The 18,470-nt window shown below is 72.4% G+C and carries 17 protein-coding genes; 13 read left to right on the top strand and 4 right to left on the bottom strand.

What is annotated here, in order from left to right; all coding sequences use genetic code 11:
* The first annotated feature begins 24 nt into the window (after window positions 1-24).
* From EJK15_RS06065 to EJK15_RS06050, 4 genes are read left to right on the top strand one after another with little or no spacing between them, the layout of a single operon-like run.
* Window positions 25-1,794, top strand: coding sequence for an ATP-binding protein (locus EJK15_RS06065; protein ID WP_138709375.1), 1,770 nt, complete (start codon window positions 25-27; stop codon window positions 1,792-1,794).
* A 14-nt stretch (window positions 1,795-1,808) separates the two neighbouring features.
* Window positions 1,809-2,948, top strand: coding sequence for an exonuclease SbcCD subunit D (locus EJK15_RS06060; RefSeq protein ID WP_138709374.1), 1,140 nt, complete (start codon window positions 1,809-1,811; stop codon window positions 2,946-2,948).
* Window positions 2,948-5,404, top strand: a complete 2,457-nt coding sequence (locus EJK15_RS06055) for an AAA family ATPase (protein WP_138709373.1) — start codon at window positions 2,948-2,950, stop codon at window positions 5,402-5,404. Before EJK15_RS06060 ends, EJK15_RS06055 begins: the two co-directional genes overlap by 1 nt.
* Window positions 5,385-6,329, top strand: a complete 945-nt coding sequence (locus tag EJK15_RS06050; protein WP_138709372.1) for a hypothetical protein — start codon at window positions 5,385-5,387, stop codon at window positions 6,327-6,329. Before EJK15_RS06055 ends, EJK15_RS06050 begins: the two co-directional genes overlap by 20 nt.
* 41 nt (window positions 6,330-6,370) lie before the next feature.
* Here the strand turns inward: EJK15_RS06050 and EJK15_RS76185 are convergent, their stop codons facing one another.
* Together EJK15_RS76185 and EJK15_RS72625 are read right to left on the bottom strand one after the other, a co-directional pair.
* Window positions 6,371-7,903 carry a serine/threonine protein kinase gene (locus EJK15_RS76185; RefSeq protein WP_206060693.1) on the bottom strand — a complete coding sequence of 511 codons (1,533 nt, stop codon included), beginning with the start codon at window positions 7,901-7,903 and terminating at the stop codon, window positions 6,371-6,373.
* Window positions 7,900-9,510, bottom strand: a complete 1,611-nt coding sequence (locus EJK15_RS72625; RefSeq protein ID WP_206060678.1) for a serine/threonine protein kinase — start codon at window positions 9,508-9,510, stop codon at window positions 7,900-7,902. Before EJK15_RS72625 ends, EJK15_RS76185 begins: the two co-directional genes overlap by 4 nt.
* Window positions 9,511-9,644: 134 nt before the next feature.
* Between EJK15_RS72625 and EJK15_RS72620 the strand changes: the two genes are divergently transcribed.
* The 5 genes from EJK15_RS72620 to EJK15_RS06020 all read left to right on the top strand — a co-directional run bounded on the left by EJK15_RS72620 (window position 9,645) and on the right by EJK15_RS06020 (window position 12,767).
* Complete coding sequence (locus tag EJK15_RS72620) at window positions 9,645-9,929, top strand: hypothetical protein (RefSeq protein WP_206060677.1); 285 nt, start codon at window positions 9,645-9,647, stop codon at window positions 9,927-9,929.
* A gap of 11 nt (window positions 9,930-9,940) precedes the next feature.
* Window positions 9,941-10,339 (top strand): class I SAM-dependent methyltransferase, encoded by a 399-nt coding sequence (locus EJK15_RS72615; RefSeq protein WP_206060676.1) that lies wholly within the window; start codon window positions 9,941-9,943, stop codon window positions 10,337-10,339.
* A gap of 143 nt (window positions 10,340-10,482) precedes the next feature.
* Window positions 10,483-10,695 carry an SEC-C metal-binding domain-containing protein gene (locus tag EJK15_RS77425; RefSeq protein WP_206060691.1) on the top strand — a complete coding sequence of 71 codons (213 nt, stop codon included), beginning with the start codon at window positions 10,483-10,485 and terminating at the stop codon, window positions 10,693-10,695.
* 258 nt (window positions 10,696-10,953) lie between these two features.
* Window positions 10,954-12,276 carry an MFS transporter gene (locus tag EJK15_RS06025; protein ID WP_138709370.1) on the top strand — a complete coding sequence of 441 codons (1,323 nt, stop codon included), beginning with the start codon at window positions 10,954-10,956 and terminating at the stop codon, window positions 12,274-12,276.
* Window positions 12,273-12,767 (top strand): hypothetical protein, encoded by a 495-nt coding sequence (locus tag EJK15_RS06020; protein WP_138709369.1) that lies wholly within the window; start codon window positions 12,273-12,275, stop codon window positions 12,765-12,767. Before EJK15_RS06025 ends, EJK15_RS06020 begins: the two co-directional genes overlap by 4 nt.
* 87 nt (window positions 12,768-12,854) lie before the next feature.
* On the opposite strand, the gene EJK15_RS06015 is transcribed toward EJK15_RS06020, so the two are convergent.
* Window positions 12,855-14,078 carry a sensor histidine kinase gene (locus tag EJK15_RS06015; protein WP_138709368.1) on the bottom strand — a complete coding sequence of 408 codons (1,224 nt, stop codon included), beginning with the start codon at window positions 14,076-14,078 and terminating at the stop codon, window positions 12,855-12,857.
* Window positions 14,075-14,731 (bottom strand): response regulator transcription factor, encoded by a 657-nt coding sequence (locus EJK15_RS06010; RefSeq protein WP_138709446.1) that lies wholly within the window; start codon window positions 14,729-14,731, stop codon window positions 14,075-14,077. The genes EJK15_RS06015 and EJK15_RS06010 overlap by 4 nt, the downstream gene beginning before the upstream one ends.
* A gap of 150 nt (window positions 14,732-14,881) precedes the next feature.
* Here EJK15_RS06010 and EJK15_RS06005 point away from each other — a divergent pair, with 150 nt between their 5' ends.
* The 4 genes from EJK15_RS06005 (at window position 14,882) to EJK15_RS05990 (ending at window position 18,466) form a co-directional block, all read left to right on the top strand.
* The gene (locus EJK15_RS06005; RefSeq protein WP_138709367.1) at window positions 14,882-15,397 is read left to right on the top strand and encodes a hypothetical protein; all 516 of its coding nucleotides are present in this window, start codon (window positions 14,882-14,884) and stop codon (window positions 15,395-15,397) included.
* A 98-nt stretch (window positions 15,398-15,495) separates the two neighbouring features.
* Window positions 15,496-16,539, top strand: a complete 1,044-nt coding sequence (locus tag EJK15_RS06000) for an efflux RND transporter periplasmic adaptor subunit (protein WP_240776800.1) — start codon at window positions 15,496-15,498, stop codon at window positions 16,537-16,539.
* A gap of 8 nt (window positions 16,540-16,547) precedes the next feature.
* Entirely contained in the window at window positions 16,548-17,246 is a 699-nt protein-coding gene (locus EJK15_RS05995) for an ABC transporter ATP-binding protein (RefSeq protein ID WP_138709444.1), read from the top strand.
* Window positions 17,246-18,466, top strand: a complete 1,221-nt coding sequence (locus EJK15_RS05990) for an ABC transporter permease (RefSeq protein ID WP_240776799.1) — start codon at window positions 17,246-17,248, stop codon at window positions 18,464-18,466. The genes EJK15_RS05995 and EJK15_RS05990 overlap by 1 nt, the downstream gene beginning before the upstream one ends.
* Window positions 18,467-18,470 lie beyond the last annotated feature (4 nt).

Here is an 18,470-nt window from a genome sequence, read left to right as displayed (position 1 = left end):
GCATTCATGGGGGCGGAGGGATTTGTGACGGTCAACGGGGCGGCGAGCCGGGAGGCGACGCCGGCGACTCCTGCGGCGCAGGTGGCCGGCGAGGCGGTCGGGCGGGTCCTGGGCACGCAGGCGGCCTCGCCGCTGTCGTTCTGGGTCGGCCTGGAGCCGGGCAAGATTGTCCAGCTCGACGACGTGGTGGTGACCAGGCGCGAGGTGCCGGGATACGGCACGGTGCTGGTCGCGGGCGTGGTGACGACCGTGGAGGCCAGGCACGAGGGCGCCGCCTACGACTCCGACGTGTTCCTGATCGCCGACGGCGCGCTGCCGGCCGCCGTGTTCGAGGTGGCCGAGGTGCGGGTGACCAGGGTCGAGCCGGAGGTGTTCGTGCCGCCGCTGCCCGGCTCCAAGGTCTACCTGGCCGGCGCAGGCGACCGCGACCAGGCGCTGTACTTCGACGTGATGGACCGCCGGATCCCCATGGGCATGGGCCGCGACGGCCAGCCGCTCTACGTCAACTTCGACTTCCTCGACGGCACCCGCGGCGCCCACGTGTCGATCTCCGGCGTGTCCGGCGTGGCCACCAAGACCTCCTTCGCCACCTTCCTCCTCTACTCGATCTTCAACTCCGGCGTGCTGGACGCGGAGTCGGCCAACACCAAGGCGCTGATCTTCTCCGTCAAGGGCGAGGACCTGCTCTTCCTCGACCACGACAACCTCCGGCTCGACGAGCGCGCCCGCGGCGTCTACGCCCGGCTCGGGCTGCCCGCCCGGCCGTTCGGCAGCGTCCACGTCTTCGCCCCGCCCCGGCCGAACGACCCCAACGGCGTGCCCCACGTCGCCGCCCGCACCCAGGGGGTGAGCGCCTTCTACTGGACGCTGGTCGAGTTCTGTGAGGAGGAGCTGCTGCGGTTCGTCTTCGCCGACGCCGACGACGAGCGGGCCGGATACTCGCTGCTCGTGGGGCAGATCGCCGCCCGGCTGAAGGCGTGGGCCGAGCCGGTGGGCGACGGCGGCGCCGTCATGGTGCAGGGCACGGCCTGCCGTACCTTCGCCGATCTGGTGGAGCTGCTGTCCGACCAGTTGCAGGACGACGCCAGCCGGCAGCAGTGGACCGGCGCGCAGACCCCGCTCGGCACCGTCAACGCCTTCCTGCGCCGGCTGCGCAGCGCCGTGCGCCCGCTGTCCCCGATCATCCGCGGCGACCTGCCGTTCTACCGCAGCCACTCGGTCAGCACCTCCGACGCGCAGGTCTCGATCGTGGACCTGCACAACCTGCCGGAGCGGGCGCAGCGGTTCGTGGTGGGCGTGGTGCTGCGCGGCGAGTTCCACCGCAAGGAGTCCTCCGGCACGGCCCGGCCACTGCTGTTCGTGGTGCTGGACGAGCTGAACAAGTACGCACCGCGCGAGGGCGACTCCCCGATCAAGGAGATCCTGCTGGACGTGGCCGAGCGGGGCCGCTCGCTCGGCGTCATCCTCATCGGCGCCCAGCAGACCGCCTCGGAGGTGGAGCGGCGCATCGTCTCCAACAGCGCCGTACGCGTCGCCGGCCGCCTGGACCCCGCCGAGGCGGCCAGGTCCGAGTACGGCTGGCTGCCCACGGCCATGCGGGAGCGCGCCACGATCGCCAAGCCGGGCACCATGTTCGTCGCCCAGCCGGAGATCCCCGTCCCGCTGGCCGTGGCCTTCCCCTTCCCGGCGTGGGCGACCCGGCCCTCCGAGGCGGCGGCGCCGGCGACGGGGAAGGTCTCGGCCGACCCGTTCAAGGGGCTGCCCGGCATCGAAGACGACATCCCGCCCTTCTGACCCCAGGTGGTTTCGTGAAGATCCTGCACACCGCGGACTGGCACGTGGGCAAGGTGCTCAAGGGCCGTCTGCGCCTCGACGAGCACCGGGACGTGCTGCGCGAGCTGGTCGCCGCCGCCCGCACCCACGACGTGGACGCCGTCATCGTGGCCGGCGACCTCTTCGACACCTCCGCGCCCACGCCCGAGGCCCAGTCGCTGGTGCTGAACGCGCTCATGGCGCTGCGCGGCGACGGCAGGGACGTGATCGTGCTGGCCGGCAACCACGACAACCCGCAGCTCCTGGAGGTCTACCGGCCGGTGCTCGGCAAGCTGGGCCTGCACGTGATCGGCGCCTTCCGCCGCCCCGACGCGGGCGGCACGCTCGCTTTCACCGCGCGCTCGGGCGAGCCGGTGCGGCTGGCCGTGCTGCCCTTCCTGTCGCACCGGTACGTCGTCCGCGCCGCCGAGGTCCTCACCGGCACCGCCGCCGACCACAACCGCGACTACGCCACCCGCATCGGCGAGCTGATCGGCGCGCTCACCGCCGGCTTCCACGCCGACACCGTCAACCTCGTCACCACCCACGGCACCCTGCCCGGCGGGGCGTTCGGCGGCGGCGAGCGGGAGGCGCAGTCGATCTTCTCCTACTACTTCGAGCCGACCGCCTTCCCGACCTCCACCCAGTACGCCGCCCTCGGCCACCTGCACCGCCGCCAGCAGATCCCGGGCCCCTGCCCGATCTGGTACAGCGGCTCGCCCCTCGCCGTCGACTTCGGCGAGGAGGGCAACACCCCGGGCGCGCTGCTGGTCGAGCTCTCGCCGGGGCGGCCCGCGGTGGTGCGGGAGCTGACGTTCTCCTCGGCCCGCCGGCTGCGTACCGTGCGCGGCACGCTGGAGCAGTTGGAGGCCATCGAGCCGGGCGACGACTGGCTCAAGGTGATCGTGGAGGAGAAACCCCGGGTCGGCCTGGCCGACGACGTACGCGACCTGCTGTCCGGCGCCGTCGACGTCATGCTGGACGAGAAGTTCCGGCCGGTGACCGCCACGCGGCGGGCGAGCTCGGCCGGCCGCAGCCCGCGCGAGCTGTTCCGCGACTACCTCGCCGCCACCGGCCGCCACGACGACCAGGTGGCCGCGCTGTTCGACCGGCTCTACGACGAGGTGACCGGCTGATGCGTCCCCTGCTGCTCCACCTCGACCACTTCGGCAGCTTCCGCGAGCCGGTGACCGTGGACTTCTCCGACACCGACTACTTCGCGCTCATCGGGCCGACCGGGGCGGGCAAGAGCACGATCATCGACGCGATCTGCTTCGCCCTCTACGGCACGGTGCCGCGCTGGGGCAGGGAGGGCGCCATCGCCCACGCCCTGGCTCCCTCCGTCAGCGCCGGCAAGGTGGCGATGGTGTTCGAGGCCGACGGGCGGCGCTACGGCGTGGTCCGCGCCATGGTGCGCGACGCCAAGGGCGCGGTGCGTACCAAGGAGGCCCGGCTCGACGAGCTGGATCCCGCCGCCCCGCTCGAGCAGGCGTACGACGCGGTGGTCAAACCCCTCGCCGAGGGCGAGAACGTCACCCCCGAAGCGCAGCAGGTGACCGGGCTGGAGTACCGGTTCTTCACCCAGTGCGTGGTGCTGCCCCAGGGCCGCTTCGCCGAGTTCCTGCACGCCGCGCCGCGCGAGCGGCAGGACCTGCTGGTGCAGCTGCTCGACGCCGACGTCTACGAGCGGATCAGGCAGCAGGCCGGCCGCGAGGAGGAGACCGCCAAGCAGGCCGCCTCCTTCGCCCGCGACCAGCTCGCCAAGCTCTCCGGCGCGACGGCGGAGGCGGAGCGGGAGCTGGCGGAGCGGCTGACGGCGCTGCGGCGGCTGGCCGAGACCATCGGCGCCGACCTGGACCTGCTGCGGGCGCGCGAGGCCGACATCCGGCGCGCCGAGCAGGAGCGGGCCGCCGTGGCCGAACGGCAGTCGGTGCTGTCGGCGCTGCGCATGCCCGCCGCGGTGCCCACCCTCGCCTCGGCCCGCCGCGCCGCCGCCGAGTCGGCCGAGACGCTGGCCGCCGAGGTGACCGCGCTGGAGGCCGATGACCACGAGGCCTACGAGGCGCTCGCCGCGTTGGGCGACCGGGGCGCGCCACGGGCGGCGCTGGCCGCGCTGGACGCCCGCGAACGGCTGGCGGCCGAGGCCACCCGTGTCCGCGCCGACGCCGCCTCCGCGGCCGCGTCGCTGGAGCGCCTCGCCGCCGACCGGGCCACGGCCGAGCAGTCCCTGGCCGCCGCCGAGGCCCAGCGGGAACGCCTGCGCGACGCCCACGCCGCCGCCCACCTGGTCCAGCGGCTGGCCGTGGGCGAGCCGTGCCCGGTCTGCCGGCACCCGATCGCCGAGCTGCCCCGCCACGAACCGCCCGCCGACATCCGCACCGCCGACCGCGCCCTGGCGAACGCCCGCGAGCGGGCCGACCGCGCCAGATCCGCCCACGCCAGGGCCGAGACGTCGGCGTCGATGCTCGCCGCGCAGGTCACCCGGCTGGATTCCGAGCTGGCCGCGCTTCCCGCACCGGGCGACCGGGCCGAGATCGAAGGACGGCTGGCCGCGATCGCCAAGGCCGACGAGCTCGCCGCCCAGGCACGACAAGCGGTACGCGCCGCACGCGGGCGGCTGGAGCGCGCCCGGGCCGACGCCGAACAGGTCGAACGCCAGGCCGAGACCGCCTGGCGCACCCTGGAGGCCGCCCGCGACCGGCTCCTCGTCTCCGGCGGACAGGAAGACCCGCCGCCGCCCCTGGTCCGCGGAGACCTGCACCGAGCCTGGACCGAGCTGCTCGGCTGGCGGGACCGGGCCGCGCAGGCCGCTCGCACCGCGCTGGCCGCGCGCGAGGAGCAGCTCGCCCAGGCCGGCACCCGGCTCGCCGCCGACCGCCGCAGGCTGACCGAGCGCCTGGCCGAGCACGGCGTCGTCACCCCGGGCGACGCCTCGCCCGACCAGCTCGGCGCCGCCGTCGCCGGAGCCGTCGCCCGTGCCGACAGCGCGCTCGAACGCCTCAAGGAGGAGCGCAAGCGCGCCGCCGACCTGGAGACCCGCATCGCCCTGAAGGAGCACGAGGCCAAGGTCGCCCACGAGCTCGCCCTGCGCCTGCGCGCCAACGCCTTCGAGCGCTGGCTGTGCGCCGAGGCCCTCGCGGTGCTGGTCGCCGCGGCCTCCGAGACGCTGCGCGAGCTCTCCGACGGCCAGTACGAGCTCGCACTCAGCGACAAGACCGGCGACATCGAGGTCATCGACTACGGCGATGCCGGCATGCGGCGCAGCGCCCGCACGCTGTCCGGCGGCGAGACCTTCCAGGCCGCCCTCGCGCTTGCCCTGGCCCTTTCCGGCGCCGTCGCGAGGGGGCTCGACTCGATCTTCCTCGACGAGGGCTTCGGCACCCTGGACCCCGCCACGCTCGACACCGTGGCCACCACGCTCGAACGCCTCGCCGCCGGCCAGGACCGCATGATCGGCGTCGTCACCCACGTGCCCGCGCTGGCCGAGCGGGTGCCGGTACGCTTCGAGGTCAGGCGTGACGGCAAGGGCTCCCACGTGCGGAAGGCAGGATCGTTCGAGAACGGAGGGGCCGATGGCGGGCTTCACCGTTGACCCGTGGGACCCCGGCTACGCCGCCGCCCTCGCCGTCGAGGCCCTCTCCGAGCTGGGAGCCACCAGTGCCGAGCTGGTGCTGGACATCGAGCGGCCGGCCGCCGACTGGAAACCCGTCACGCCCGGGCCCGACGCCGCCGCCCCGGAGACGCTGCTGGTCGCCGACGGCGTACGCAGGATCGACGCCCGAGTCTGGGTCGACGACCCCGACGCGCCCATGCCCGTGCCCGGCATCGCGGCCTCGTACGCGGCCGGGATCGTCAGCTGCGGCCCGGACGGCGCCGAACTGGCGGAGATCGAGGTCAACCGGTCACTGATCTCCGCCTCGCCGCACGCGCCCGAGGTCAAGACCCGGCACGCCACCTACCACCCCGGCAAGGCCGCCGACGCCAGCTTCGAGGAGCTGTCCCTGGCGCTGCAGCGGCAGGTCACTCAGCTGGAGGTGGACCTGGCGGTGCGGCACCGGTCGAGGAGCGACGACCTGCTGCTGGTGGACGGGCCGCTGCGGGGGCGTACGCACCTGCCGCGGACGGTCGGCTACATCAAGACCCACCACACCGCGTACCTGCCGGCGCCGCAGTCGGCGGTGGTCGCCGCGCTCACGCCCGGGCAGCGCACGCCGGTCTTCCTCATGGGCACGAGCTGGCGCCGGCACGCCTGGTACGTGCGGCTCCCGGTCCAGTCGACGGCCCCGTGGGCGGGCGTGGCGCGCTGCGAGGCCAGCGCGGAGCTGGACCCGGCCCAGGTCGTACGGCTGGCGGACGCGGTGACCCTGGCCCTGCCGCCGCTGGCCGGAGTGGACTACAAGGACCCGCGCGCGCCACAGAATCTGGTCCCGATCGGCGGCCTGGAGAAACTCCTGCGCCACCACCTGGGCGACGCCCGCCTGCTGTACCGCGCGCTCCGCACCGCCGCGGCCGGCTAGCATCCGCGTACCCGAGGGCGCTGCAGGAGATCAGGCCGGCCCTACCAGCCTTCGCCCCAGCTTTCGCTGTTGCTGCAGATCTTCACACCGGCGCTCTTCCGGACGCTCCTAGGAGTGATCACCTCGAAAACGATGCTGTACTTGCCGCCCCCCTTCCACGTGATGGACGGGAGCAGGGGCTTCGACGACGGCGTGCCCTGCTGCCTGCCCTGGTTCTGGCCGTTGACCAGCCACCGGTAGCTGTAGGTGCCGGTGGCCGAGACGGTGGCCCAGATGTTCGTGTCGTTGCGCCAGCAGTCGCCCACCTTGATGCCCTCGTACCTGAACGCCACCGACGTCACACCGCCTCCGCCGCTCGTCGCGGTCGTGGCCGGCTTGCTGCTCCGCGTCGCCGTGGGATCGGCGGTCGTGCGGGTGGCGGACGGCGCGGTGGCGCTGGGCTTGGCGGTGGTGCTCGGCTTGGTCGTCTTGGCGGGGCTCGGGCGAGCGCTCGGACGCAGGGCTCTGGCGGACTCCTTCGCCCCGGTGACCGGGCTGGAGGTGGCGGAGGCGGAGGCGCCGGAGGAGTCCGTGGCGATCGCGGCCGTGCTGGTCCGGCCGGGGAACCCGGGCAGCCACGCCCAGGCGGCGACCAGCGCCCCGGTCACGGCCAGCGCCGCCCCGGCGGCCAGGAGCGCGGGACCGCGCGGGCGACGGGAGCCGGCGCTCCGCCCGGTCAGGTCATGCGAGAGCGAGGGCCGGAATCCCGGAACACCGGAGCCCGCCCGCCCCAGGTCTCCGGGAAAGCCCGCCTGTGCCGCAGGGGTCTGTGCCGCTGGAGCCTGGCCGCCGATGAGCTGGAAGAGCACGCCCTGCATGGCCGGACGGGCGCGCGGGTCCTTGGCCAGGCAGGCGTACACGATCGACCGCAGCGGCTCGGGCACCCCGTCCAGCCGCGGCTCCTCGTACTGGATCCGCCTGAGCACCGCCGGCAGGGAGTCGTTGCCGAACGGCGGGGCGCCGGTGGCCGCGTACACCATGACGGACGCCCAGGCGAACACGTCCGCGGCCGGTCCGACGACGGCGCCCGCGAACTGCTCGGGCGCCATGTACGCGGGCGTCCCCAGGACACTGCTGGTACGGGTCACCCCGTCGTCCATGGCACGGGCGATGCCGAAGTCGATGACGCGCGGCCCGTCCCGCCCGAGCAGGACGTTCGCGGGCTTGAAGTCGCGGTGGACGACGCCGGCCCGGTGGATGGCGACGAGCGCGGTGGCGGTGGCCACGGCCAGCCGCTGCAGGTCGGCCCCGCTGTGCAGGCCTGCCTCCCGCAGGGACGGTCCTTCGACGTACTCGGTCACGATGTACGGCCGGGCGCCCAGCGACGCGTCCAGCACCTGCGCGATGCAGAACGGCTCCACCCGCCGCGCCGCCGCGATCTCCTTGGCGAAACGGCCGTCACCGCTCACGCCCTCCCGCAGCACCTTGACCGCGACGCGGGCGCCATCGGGGGCCTCGGCCAGGTAGACCACCCCCTGCCCGCCCTCGCCGAGCTGCCCGATGACCTTGTACGGGCCGATCGCGTCCGGCGTCACCAGGTCTCCAAGGCACAGACGTCGATCGAGACGCTCTTGCTCACCGTGGAGGGCGAGGTGACCCGCAGGGTGACCCGGTGGCTTCCGGTCTTCAGCATGTACTGCCCGGTGGTCGCGAACGCCGTGTAGCCGTCCTCCGGAACCCATGACCTGCCGCGGTGGATGGCCTTGCCGTCCACCTCCCAGACGAAGGAGACCCATATCCCCTGCTTGGACGACTCCACGTTGGTCTGGAAGTGCACCGGCGGCATGTAGCAGCCGTCCGCACTACCCTGACCGGGGCCGCCGGATATCTCGATCTCCAGGATGCTGAGCCTGGCGCTCGTGACAGGCTTCTTGGTGCTCCGCGTGGGAGTGGGGGTCGGCTGCGTGGTCGTACGTTTCCGCGTCGGTGAGGACGACGGCGAGGACGTGGCCGTGTTCCTAGGCGTGGTCCGCCCTGTGCCCTTCCCCGTGGGGGTGCGTGTGGGCTTGCGCGTGGACTTGCGCGGCGGCGGTGTCGTTTCCGGGCGTTGGGTCACCTGCGTGGACGGGCTGGGGGAACCGACGGCGAAGGACGCCGACCCCGGCCACCCGTTCGTCCACGGGGCCAGCCAAACAACCCCACCGACCAGCGCCGCCACGACGACCCCCGACACGCCGATGGCCACCGGAAGACCGACCCCCTTACGCCCACCAGCCCGCATGCCCGGCCCTGCGCCGCCCCCTGGCATGGCGCCATGCCAGGGAATGGGGCCGGGCATGGGGGTCCGCGCAGGACTCTGCCCCTGCACTGGAGCATGCCCCTGCACTGGAGCATGCCCCTGCACTGGAGCATGCCCCTGTGCGGGCTCGCCCAGCAGCCGCAGCAGCACATCACGCATGGCCGGGCGCGCTCGTGGATCCTTGGCCAGGCAGTCGTACACGATCGACCGCAGCGGATGCGGCAGATCGCCGAGCTGCGGCTCGTTGTGCAGGATCCGGTTGATGATCGCAGGCAGCGTGTCCTGCCCGAACGGCGGCGTACCCGTGGCCGCGTACACCATGACGGAGGCCCAGGCGAACACATCCGCGGACGCCCCGACCGCCTGCCCCGCCAGTTGCTCGGGCGCCATGTACGCGGGCGTGCCGACGATGCCGCTCGCGACCGTGGCCGCGGCATCCGCCGCCCGGGCGATGCCGAAGTCGATGACCCGGGGTCCGCCGGGACCGAGCAGCACGTTCGCCGGCTTGAAATCCCGGTGCACGACGCCCGCCTCGTGGATGGCGACCAGCGCGGTGGCGGTGGCGACGGCCAGCCGCTGCAGGTCGGCCCCGGTGTGCCGACCGGCCTGCTGCAGCGAGGGGCCCTCGACGTACTCGGTCACGATGTACGGCTGCCGCCCCAGCGACGCGTCCAGCACCTGCGCGATGCAGAACGGCTCCACCCGCCGCGCGGCCTCGATCTCCTTGGCGAACCGGTCGTCGAACCCGGCGCCGTCACGCAGCACCTTGACCGCAACGGGCCGGCCGCCGGGTGCCTGACCGAGATAGACGGTCCCCTGCCCGCCCGCGCCGAGCCGGCCGAGCAGGCGATATGCCCCCACCGCCGCCGGATCGTCCCCCCGCAGCGGTTCAACATGCGCCATGAGAGAAGTGACTCCTGAGACGGTTGCGGTGGATCTTTACGTACGATAGCGACTCATATTCGGACTTGTGGTGAAGTTAGTTAGCTGGAGAAAATCTCCACTATCGCCAGCAACGCCCGTAGAGTGTCGAGATCATGCCTCTGACCACGGACGATGAACTCGAGAACTCATCAGTGGTGGCCAACTCACTGATGAACCGCGAGCGCCGCCTCCGGAGCTACAACCGCGAGCTGGGCATCGACATCGTCAACGTCCTCAGCGCCGCGCCCGGCAGGCCGACCCGCCGGCTGGACCTGTGCTGCGGCACGGCGAACGCCCTCAACGAGGCCGCCGCCCTGCTCGGAGACGACGCCGAGATCGTCGGCGTGGACCTGGTCGACCTCTTCACCTGCCGACCCAGACCCCCAGGCTGCGCCTGATCACCGCCTCTGTGGCCACCTGGCATCCCGGCACCCGCTTCGACCTCATCACCTGCGTCCACGGCCTGCACTACGTGGGCGACAAGCTCGGCCTCCTCACAAAGATCGCCGGCTGGCTCACCGACGAGGGCGTCTTCGTCGCGAACTTCGACGCCCGAAGCATCCGCCTACCGGACGGCGCCCCAGCCGGCCGCCGCCTGACGACGGCCCTCCGCGCAGCGGGCCTGGCCTACGACGGGCGTAGCCGAAGGATCAGCCGCACCGGAGGCGCCCGCATCGACCTCCCCTACCGCTACCTGGGCGCCGACGACCAGGCCGGCCCCAACTACACCGGCCAGCCCGCCGTCGACTCGCACTACGCCCCGGTCGGAAAAACGATCGCGCGGCAGCGTACAGGCGGCCTATCGTGAGCGGCGTCGACCACGGATCGAGGAGGCCCGCCATGGACCGCGACGAGATGTCCTTTTGAGCCGACCAGCAAGCGCCGCCGGGGGTTCCCCTTACCGAGACCCACGTCAAGCGCGGCGACCGGCGCGTCGGCAGAGACAAGGAGCTGATCGAGAAGCTCGGCGCCAACGACCTGTGCCCCTGCGGCTCCGGACGCCGCTTTCCGCCGCTGCTGCCGTTCCAGCGGCAGGTACGACGACGCGCTCGGGCACTACTACGTACGCGACCGCCCGTAGGACGAGACGTCCGCAACCGCCCCCGGAACGAGCACCGCTGCCGATGCCGCGACATCGACCACCGGCCGGTACTGCGCCGTTGACCACGGCCGGTGCGGCACCGGCCGGATTCTGTCGGTGTGGCCTGGCAAGGTGGCCACGGATCTTCCCGGCCACCACGGCCGGGCGCCGACGTCGCGGGGACCGGCTGGAATGAGGTGCGCTGTGCTCGACGCGGATGGGCCACTCGGCCGCGACCATGAGGCCGGACCGCTGGACGGCGGTGGCGGACATGGGGCAGGACCGCTGGATGCCGGCGGCGGCGGACATGGGGCCGGGCCGCTGGATGCCGGCGGCGGTCTGTGAGCTCGGCCTGGTCGATGTTCGCGCCGCTGGCGGTCCGTGACTTCCGCCGCTACTACCTGGGCCAGACGGCCTCCGCCTTCGGCGACTCGCTGACGCCGATCGCGATCGCGTTCGCCGTGCTCGGCCTCACCGGATCGCCGGTCGACCTGGGGATCGTGGTGCTGAGCACCCGGCTGCCCATCGTCCTGCTGACCCTGCTGGGCGGCGCGGTCGGCGACCGCTTCTCACGCCGTGCCGTCATGCTGATCGCCGACCTGACCCGTTTCGCGGCGCACGGCGTGACGGCGGCGCTGCTGCTGACGGGCACCGCGCACATCTGGATGCTGGTGGTCCTGCAGCTCGTCGCCGGCGCGGGATCGGCGTTCTTCAACCCGGCCGCCGTGGGGCTGATCGCCTCGCTGGCCGGCAAGGAACGCGTGCAGGCGGCCAACTCCCTCATCTCGATCTCCCGGAGCGCGTCCTCGATCCTGGCGCTGGGCGCGGCCGGAGCCTTGGTGGCGCTGGCCGGACCGGGCTGGGCGATCCTGGCCGACGCCCTGACGTTCCTGGTGAGCGCGGCCTTCCTCTACCGGCTTCCCCGGACCCTCACCGCCGAGCGCCCCGGGAAGCAGGGCGGGTTGCTGGCCAGCATCGGCGGCGGGATCGCGGAGGTGCGGCGGCACACCTGGCTGTGGGTCTGGACGATCCACGTCGCGGTCACCAACGTGATCGTGGTCGCTCCGATCCTGGTGCTCGGCCCGTACGTCGCCGAGCAGCACCTGGGCGGGGCTCCGGCCTGGTCGGCGATCGGCATCGCGTACGCCGCCGGCGGCCTCGCCGGAGGGTTGCTCAGCGCCCGCTGGAGGCCCGGACGTCCCATGGTGGCGGCGATCCTGGTCTTCCTCCTGATGGCGCCGTTCCCGGCCCTGCTGGCGGTGCCCGCCGAGGTCTGGCACCTCGTGCTCGCGGCGATGGCGGCCGGCGCGCAGGTCGTGGTCTACAACGTCCTGCAGACCACCGCGCTGCAACAGCACCTCCCCGAACGGTTCGTGGCCCGCGCGACCTCTGTGACCATGCTCGGCTCGCTCGTGGCCGCACCGCTCGGCATGGGCCTGGCCGGCCCCGCGGCAGCGCTGCTCGGCACCCGCCCCGTCCTGGCCGCGGGCGCCGCGACGGCCGTCCTCATCACGGCCGCCACGCTGCTGGCGCCGTCGGTGTGGCGCGTCCGTGGCACGCCGACGCGCGAGGCCGATACGGATACGGAATGGCGTCGAACTTCTCGTCGCGAGCGGCACTCGAAACAGGGGTCCGGTTCGCGACGACAAGGAAGGCCGTCATGAGAAATGCGCTCGTTGTGATCCTGGCAGGCGGGGCGTTGCTCCTCGCCGGCACGCCCGCGCTAGCCCAGACCGCGAAGACCACGTTGGGGCCGTACGGCTACGGCAAGGTCAAGCTCGGGATGAGCGCGAAGAAGGCCAAGGCCACCGGGAAGATCGTGCTCAAACAGGCCGCCGGGACGGGCTCCTGCTCAGGCTGGGACCTGAAGGCGCACCCCACCGGCAAGAACAGCGTGGGCCTGTACATCTCCAAGAAACGCGGCGTGGCCGTGATCGCCGCCCCGAAGAGCGTCAAGACGCCCGAGGGCATCGGCATCGGCTCCACGATGAAGCAGGTCAAGAGGGCCTACCCCCGCCTGAAGACCTCGGCGGGCGGGATCCCCTACGTCTCCGTCCCTCGCAGCCCCAAGGCCTACTACGCTTTCTTCCCCAACTCGAAGGGTGAGCTCGAGGGGGTGTCCATCGGGCTCGACACGCAGGACTGCGTCAGCTGAGCCCGGTCAGGGCCCGGATCGGCGGCGTCTCAGGCTGATGGACGGGATGCTCACCCGCGGGGCCGACCGTGCTGCCGGCTCGATCGCCTAGTGATGGGCGCGGGGGAGAGCGGCGGTCACCACCAGGCCGCCGCCCTCGCGGGGCCGCGCCCTGACGTCGCCGCCGTGCGCGAGCGCCACCGACCGCACGATCGACAGCCCCAGCCCCGCGCTCGGCGCGGTGACCACGCGCTCGGCGCCGTGCCGGTGGAAGGGCTTGAAGAGCAGCGGCACATCGTACGGCGGCACGTCCGGCCCGGTGTTGCTGACCTCCACCTCGACCTTCCCCCCCGACACGGTACGGCTCACCACCCGCACCCACCCGGTGCCGTCGTCCACGTTGTACCGGATACCGTTCTCGACCAGGTTGTGCACCAGCCGTTCGAGCAGCAGCGCGTCCCCGGTGGTGGGCGCCTGGGCGGTCACCTCGTACACGGTGAGCTTCGCCTCGGCGGCGGCCGGGGCGGTCTGCCGGACCACGTGCGTCACCACGTCGGCCAGGTCGACCGGCGACCGGTCCGCGATCTCCTGCTCCGACCTGGCCAGCAGCAGCAGCCCGGAGATGAGCCGCTCGTGCCGGGCGTTGATCTCCAGCAGGCTCTCGCCCAGCTCCTTGACGTCGGGCGAGGCCGTACGGCGGTACATGGCCAGCTCGACCAGCGCCCGGTTGAGCGTCAGCGGCGTGCGCAGCTCGTGCGAGGCGTTCGCGACGAACCTGCGCTGCCCGTCGAAGGAGTGGTCCAGCCGCTCCACCATGGTGTCGAACGTGTCCGCGAGGTTCTTGACCTCGTCCTCCGGCCCTTCCAGAGCGATCCGCTCGTGCAGGCCGCGCTCGGCCATGGGAGCGGCGGCGATCTTGCGCGCCGTGTCGGTGACCTGGTGCAGCGGGGCCAGCACCCGGCCCGCGACCACCCATCCGGCGCCCACCGCCGCGCCGCCGACCACGACCAGCGCGATCGCGCCCTGCGTGAGCAGCGAGGTGACGGCGGCGCTGCGCAGCTCCGCCTCTTGCTGCCGCATCCACTCGAGCGCGTCCTCGCCCCTGAGCATGACGCCGTCCTTGACCAGGAACAGCTGCTTGGTCTTGCCCGGCTCGGCCGTGAACCGGCTCTCGAACGACTGCGTCAGCTGCTGGTTGAACAGCAGATAGGTGACGCCGAGCAGCGCCAGCCCGGCGAGCATGAAGACGGCGCCGTACACGAGGGTGAGCCGCAGCCGCAGCGTCGGCTGCGGCGCGAGCCGGGTCAGTAAGGACGGCCGCGCCAGGCTCATGTGATCCGGTACCCGACCCCCGGCACGGTCTCCACGACCGGCGGGTCGGCGAGCTTGCGGCGCAGCTTGAGAACGGTGAGCCGGACCGCGCCCGTGAACGGGTCGGCGTGCTCGTCCCACGCCTTCTCCAGGAGCTGCTCGGCCGAGACGACACTGCCGCCCGCGCGCATCAGCTCCGCCAGCACCGCGAACTCCTTCTTCGACAGCGGCACGAAGCGCCCGTCCCTGAACACCTCCCTGCGCGCCGGGTCCAGCGTGATCCCGGCCCTGCGCAGCACCGGCGGCGCCGCCGGCCGCGAGCGCCGCCCCAGCGCCAGGACGCGGGCGGCCAGCTCCGGGAACGCGAACGGCTTCGACAGGTAGTCGTCGGCCCCCATCGACAGCCCCATGACTCGGTCGTCGAGCTGGGCGGCGGCCGTCAGCATCAGCACCCGCGCGTCGGAGTCCGACGCGACCAGCTCCCTGCACACCTCGTCGCCGTGTACGCGCGGCAGGTCCCGGTCCAGCACGACCACGTCGTAGTCGTTCACGGCGATCCGCTCCAGCGCGGCCTCGCCGTCGTGTGCCAGATCGACCGCGTGGGTCTCCTCACGCAGCCACTCGGCAATCGCGTCGGCGAGCATGCGCTCGTCCTCAACCACCAGCACCCGCATGGCGTACCTAGGCCCTTTCATCCGCTTACAGAGCTGAGTGTGGCCTAGGTGGCATTTGGTCAGAATAAGCCGCGGACGGAAACGCTGAGGAAACAGCGGCCCCTATTGCATCTCTCCTCGAACGATGTTCATTCGACGGAGGAGACATTCATGCGAGGACGAGTCCTCACCGCACTCGCCGCGGCCACCCTGCTCCTGGCCGGTTGCGGCTCCGACGACGGCGGCGGCTCCGACGTGGCGTCGGTGAGCGGCACCGGCCCCCAGGCGGCGGCCAGCGCGAAGCCGAGCGAAGACCCGCACGAGAAGGCGCTCAAGTACGCCCAGTGCATGCGCGAGAACGGCATCGACATGGACGACCCCGAGCCGGGCAAGGGCGTCATGCTCAGGCTCGACAAGAACACGCCCCAGGAGACGATGAAGAAGGCCCAGGAGGCCTGCAAGCAATACGCCCCGAGCGGCCAGCGGGCGGGAGGCGGCGACCCCAAGAGGGCCGAGGCCCTGCGCAAGGTCGCGCAGTGCATGCGCGACAACGGCGTGGAGAGCTACCCCGACCCCGAGGGCGGCAACATGCGCATCACCGGCGACGTCGGCGAGGACCCCGACTTCAAGCCGGCTCAGGAGAAGTGCCAGAAGGAGATGGCCGAGGCCGGGATGGGAGGTAATTGATGGGCCCAGCAACGGAGAGGGTCACCCTTGACGGAAGGGCGGAGCCGGACGCGACGCCCTCTCGGAACCGCCGCCGCGGGCGGGGCAAGGCGGTCGCCGTGCTCCTCATCGTGCTGGTCGCCGCGGGCGGCGGGTTCGTGGCGGTGAACAGCGCGGGCCTGCTGGAGGGCGGCTCCGGCCCCACACAGCCGGCCGCCGCCCTGCCTCCGGCCACCGCCACGGTCGAAAGGCAGACCCTGAACGACACCACGGACGCCGACGGCGAGCTCGGCTACGGCCCGGTGACCACGGCGACGAGCAGGAAGCCCGGCACGATCACCTGGCTGCCCGAAAGCGGCGCGACGATCACGCGCGGGAAGTCGCTGTACCGGGTGGACAACGAGCCGGTGATGCTCATGTACGGCGACACGCCCGCCTACCGCGACCTCAAGATCGGCGCGGAGGGCAAGGACGTCGAGAACCTGGAGCGGAACCTCAGCAAGCTCGGCTACGACGGCTTCACGGTCGACGACGAGTACACCTACGACACGGCCGAGGCCGTCATGGAATGGCAGGACGACCGCGGCCTGGGGGAGACCGGCGTAGTCGAGCTGGGCCGGATCGTCTTCGCCCCCGGCAAGGTACGGGTGGAGAGCCTGGAGGCCGAGAAGGGCCAGCCGACCGCCCCGGGCCAGAAGATCCTCACCTACACCGGCACGTCCAAGGTCGTCACCGTCCAGCTGGAGGCCGAGGACCAGCGGATGGCCAAGAAAGGGGCCAAGGTCGAGGTGACGCTGCCGGACGGCAAGAGTGTCAAGGGCAAGGTCACGGAGGTCGCCACGGTCATCGTGCCGGGCGAGAGCCAGAACGCCGACCCCGAGACGCGGGTCGAGGCGCTGGTCTCGATCGGCGATTCCAAGTCCGCCAAGGGGCTCGACAAGGCGTCGGTGGACGTGACGTTCACGGCGTCGCAGCGTAAGAACGTGCTGACGGTGCCGGTGGCGGCGCTGGTGGCGCTGCAGGAGGGCGGGTTCGGCCTGGAGGTCATCGAAGGCGGCAAGTCCCGATATATCGCAATTGAAACGGGATTGTTCGCAGGTGGGCGGGTCGAGGTCAAGGGCGACGGGCTCACCGAGGGCATGACGGTGGGGATGCCGAAGTGACGTACCCCATGATCGAGCTGACGGACGTGTCCAGGACCTACCCCGGCGGCGTGGCGGCGCTGAAGTCGGTGTCGCTGCGGATCCAGCACGGCGAGCTCGTCGCCATCGTCGGCCCGTCCGGGTCGGGGAAGTCGACGATGCTCCACGTCGTCGGCACCCTCGACCGGCCGTCCTCCGGGACCATCCACATCGACGGGTACGACGTGTCCAAGCTGTCCGACAACCAGCTCTCCGCGCTGCGGGCCACCACGATCGGCTTCGTCTTCCAGTCCTTCCACCTCGCCGCGAAGGTACCGGCACTCGACAACGTGGCCGACGGCCTCGTCTACACCGGCCTGAGCCGGGCCGAGCGGCGCCGCCGCGCGGCGGTCGCGCTCGAGCGGGTGGGGCTCGGGCACCGGATGGACCACGAGCCGCACGAGCTGTCCGGCGGCGAGCGCCAGCGCGTCGCCATCGCCAGGGCCGTGGCGGGCGACCCGCCGCTGCTCCTGGCCGACGAGCCGACCGGCGCGCTGGACTCGGTGTCGGGAACGGGGGTGATGGAGCTGCTGCACGAGCTGAACGCGAGCGGCACCACGATCGTGATCATCACTCACGACCGGGAGATCGCCGCCAGCCTGCCCCGGCAGGTGAGCATGCGCGACGGCGAGATCATCGCGGACTCCGCCACGCCCAGCCAATCCCTGGCCGAATCCGGGGTGGCGTGATGGCCGCCGTCGAGATGCGGCGGCCGAAGCCGGCCCCGGCCAGGATGCGGCCGCGCGACGTGATGCGGGTCGGCGCGATCGGCCTGCGCACCCGGCCGCTGCGCGCGTTCCTGTCCGCGCTCGGCATCGCCATCGGCATCGCGGCCATGGTCGCCGTGGTCGGGCTGTCGTCCTCCTCGGGCGCCGAGCTCGACCGTACGCTCTCCTCCCTCGGCACCAACCTGCTCACCGTCTCGTCGGGCACCACGCTGACGGGCGAGGCGGCGCAGATGCCGAGGGACGCCGAGGCGATGATCGCGCGGATCGGCCCCGTCGAGGAGGTCTCGTCGATCGGGAAGGTCTCCGAGGCCAAGGTCTACCGGTCCGAGGAGATCCCCGAGGCCCAGACCGGCGGCATCAACACCTACGCCGCCAGCCTCGATCTGCCCGCCACCGTCGGCGCCACGCTGCGCAGCGGGACCTGGCTCAACCAGGCCACCGAACGCTACCCGGCCGCCGTGCTCGGCTCGGCCGCCGCCCAGCGGCTCGGCATCGGCTCGGCCGGCCCGGACACGCAGGTCATCGTGGGTGGCCAGCGGTTCACCGTCGTCGGCGTGCTGAACCCGGTCGCGCTCGCCACGGACCTGGACAGCGGGGTCATGGTCGGCTGGCCGGTGGCGGAGGAGCGGCTGGACTTCGACGGCCACCCGACCATCCTCTACACCCGCGCGGAGGAGCCCAAGCTGGAGGCGGTACGCCAGGTCCTGGCCGGCACCGCCAACCCGGAGGCGCCGAACGAGGTGGACGTCTCCCGCCCGTCCGACGCCCTGGCCGCCAAGCAGGCGACCAGCCAGGCCTTCGCCAACCTGCTGCTGGGCGTGGGCGCGGTGGCCCTGCTCGTGGGCGGCGTCGGGGTGGCCAACACCATGGTCATCTCGGTGCTGGAACGCCGCGCGGAGATCGGCCTGCGCCGCTCGCTCGGGGCGACCCGGGGCCAGATCCGCACCCAGTTCCTGGCGGAGTCGCTGCTCCTGTCCGCGATGGGCGGAGGTGGCGGAATCCTCCTGGGCACCGCCGTCACCATGGGGTACGCGTTCTACAGTGGCTGGCCATCGGTGGTGCCCGCCTGGGCCACCATCGGCGGCCTCGCGGCGACCCTGGCCATCGGCGCCATGGCCGGCCTCTACCCCGCCATCCGCGCCTCCCGCCTTTCCCCAACAGAGGCACTGTCAACTCCCTAGACCC

It is taken from the genome of Nonomuraea basaltis, assembly GCF_005893125.1.
Taxonomy (GTDB): domain Bacteria; phylum Actinomycetota; class Actinomycetes; order Streptosporangiales; family Streptosporangiaceae; genus Nonomuraea; species Nonomuraea basaltis.
The sequence above is the reverse complement of the archived record's forward strand: the minus strand, read 5'-3'. Positions and strand labels throughout refer to the sequence as shown.

Excerpts from the sequence above, each read along its gene's own strand:
- EJK15_RS06055 (WP_138709373.1), top strand. The coding sequence starts at position 2,948 with ATGCGTCCCCTGCTGCTCCACCTCGACCACTTCGGCAGCTTCCGCGAG.
- EJK15_RS06050 (WP_138709372.1), top strand. The coding sequence starts at position 5,385 with ATGGCGGGCTTCACCGTTGACCCGTGGGACCCCGGCTACGCCGCCGCC.
- EJK15_RS72625 (WP_206060678.1), bottom strand. The coding sequence starts at position 9,510 with ATGGCGCATGTTGAACCGCTGCGGGGGGACGATCCGGCGGCGGTGGGG.
- EJK15_RS72620 (WP_206060677.1), top strand. The coding sequence starts at position 9,645 with ATGCCTCTGACCACGGACGATGAACTCGAGAACTCATCAGTGGTGGCC.
- EJK15_RS06020 (WP_138709369.1), top strand. The coding sequence starts at position 12,273 with ATGAGAAATGCGCTCGTTGTGATCCTGGCAGGCGGGGCGTTGCTCCTC.
- EJK15_RS06015 (WP_138709368.1), bottom strand. The coding sequence starts at position 14,078 with ATGAGCCTGGCGCGGCCGTCCTTACTGACCCGGCTCGCGCCGCAGCCG.
- EJK15_RS06010 (WP_138709446.1), bottom strand. The coding sequence starts at position 14,731 with ATGCGGGTGCTGGTGGTTGAGGACGAGCGCATGCTCGCCGACGCGATT.
- EJK15_RS06005 (WP_138709367.1), top strand. The coding sequence starts at position 14,882 with ATGCGAGGACGAGTCCTCACCGCACTCGCCGCGGCCACCCTGCTCCTG.
- EJK15_RS05995 (WP_138709444.1), top strand. The coding sequence starts at position 16,548 with ATGATCGAGCTGACGGACGTGTCCAGGACCTACCCCGGCGGCGTGGCG.
- EJK15_RS05990 (WP_240776799.1), top strand. The coding sequence starts at position 17,246 with ATGGCCGCCGTCGAGATGCGGCGGCCGAAGCCGGCCCCGGCCAGGATG.